Below are 2019 nucleotides of genomic sequence, written 5' to 3'. Positions count from 1 at the left end.
CGGCTGCTGGAGACCATCCGCCAATACGGCCGCGAACGCCTGACCGCCTCCGGCACCGAACACCTCATCCAAGAACGCCACCGCGACTACTACCGCGACCTCGCCGCGGACGCCTGGACACACCTCTTCGGACCCGGCCAGGTCGCCTTGCTGACCCGGCTGCGGGTCGAACATCCCAACCTGCGGGTGGCCCTGGGGTACTCCTTCAGCCGCCCGGGCGAGGGCGCCATCGGCCTGCGGATGGCCACCGACCTGCTCTACCACTGGACCACGAGCTACTACCTCACCGAGGGACGCGGCTGGCTCGAACGCGGCCTGGCCGCCGAGAGCGAACCCGACGCGACGCGCGCCCACGCCCTGTGGGCCAACGCCTGGCTGGCCATCATCCAGGCCGAGCCCGGCCCCGCCCTGAGAATGCTCGAGGAGAGCAAGCGCATCGGGAAGACCCTGCGGCTGGACTCCGTCGACGCCTACGTCGCGCTCTTCTGCGGAATGGTCGCCATGTACGAGGGCGACCCCGACACGGCGATCCCCTACTTCAAGACGGCGGTGGCCCAGCACCGGAGGACCGGTGACCTGGTGGGCCAGGCCCTCGGACTGATCCGGCTCTCCCTCGCCTACTCCTTCCGCGGGGACTCGGAGTCGGCGATCAAGTACGCGGAGGAGAGCCTGGCCGTCTGCGACGCGCATGGGGAGCGCTGGCACAAGGCGTACACGATGATGGCGCTCGGCGTGGAGGTCTGGCGGCAGGGCGACCTGGAACGCGCGGTGGCTCTGGAGGAGGACAGCCTGCGGTTCAACCGGGAGCTCGACGATCTCCTGGGAGTCGGGGTGAACATCGAGGTCCTGGCCTGGATCGCCGCGTCGGAGGAGCGGTATCCGCGAGCGGCCCGGCTGCTCGGTGTCCTGCGAACGATCTGGCGGAGGGTCGATGCGCCGCTGTCCGGGTACGGCCATCTGGCGCGCTACCACGACGAGTGCGAGACCCGCACTCGTACGGCCATGAGTGAGCAGGCCTTCGCCACCGCCCGTGACGAGGGGGCCGCGCTTTCCTTCGAGGAGGCGGTCGCCTTCGCCCTGGGCGAGCGGCAGCCGTCCACGGTGGGTTCCGATCGATCACCGTTGACCCCCCGTGAGACGGAGATCGCCCATCTCGTCGCCGAAGGCATGAGCAACAAGGAGATCGCGGCCAAGCTGGTGATCGCGCAGCGGACCGCCGAGGGCCACGTCGAGCACATCCTGAGCAAATTGGGCTTCACCTCCCGCGTCCAGATCGCGACGTGGGTCGCGGAGCACGAGCGGACCGGCGGCGAAGGACACCCGGACGGGTAGATCACCATGGTGCACGAGCCTTGCGCGATGACCGAATCCCACGCCGACGAGTCGGCCTTCATCGGACGCCGACATGAGCTCGCCGAGATCAGGCGTCTGCTCGGACGGACCCGGTTGCTGACGCTGACCGGCGCGGGCGGCGTCGGCAAGTCGCGGCTCGCGCGGCGCGCCGCCGAGACGCTGAGCGCGGGCTATCCCGACGGAGTCCAGGTGATCGAGTTGGCCGGCCTGGGGGACGGCGACCTGCTCGAGTCGACGGTGGCATCGGCTCTCGGGCTCCGGGCGGCGCAGCGTCCCATCGGCGCCGCGCTGCTGGACTACCTGGCGGACAAACGGATGTTGCTCGTCCTGGACAACTGTGAGCACCTGCTGTTCGCCTGCGCCGCCCTGATCAACCAGATGCTGCGGAACACGCGGCGGCTGCGCATCCTGGCGACCAGCCGGCAGACGATCGGGGTGTACGGCGAGCAGCTGCTCCGGGTGCCGTCCCTGGCGGTCCCCGCCTGCGACGAGCCGCCCCGGAAGATCGCGCGGCGGGAGGCGGTACGGCTGTTCAGCGACCGGGCCGCCACCGTCAACCCCGACTTCACCGTCAACGCCACCAACGCCACCACCCTCGCCCGCATCTCCGCACGCCTCGACGGCATCCCCCTCGCCATCGAACTCGCCGCCGCCCGCCTGCGCACC

At 70.3% G+C, this 2019-nt stretch carries 2 protein-coding genes; both read left to right on the top strand.

Annotated elements, in window-relative coordinates:
• Positions 1-1332, top strand: a 1332-nt coding sequence (locus AB0I04_RS55095) for a LuxR C-terminal-related transcriptional regulator (protein ID WP_360905051.1), incomplete at its 5' end; no start/stop codon positions are given.
• Between the two features lie 27 nt (positions 1333-1359).
• The coding region (locus AB0I04_RS55090) for an AAA family ATPase (protein WP_360905048.1) at positions 1360-2019 on the top strand (660 nt) is incomplete at its 3' end.

Source organism: Actinoallomurus sp. NPDC050550 (assembly GCF_040655075.1).
Taxonomy (GTDB): Bacteria; Actinomycetota; Actinomycetes; order Streptosporangiales; family Streptosporangiaceae; genus Actinoallomurus.
The sequence above is the reverse complement of the archived record's forward strand: the minus strand, read 5'-3'. Positions and strand labels throughout refer to the sequence as shown.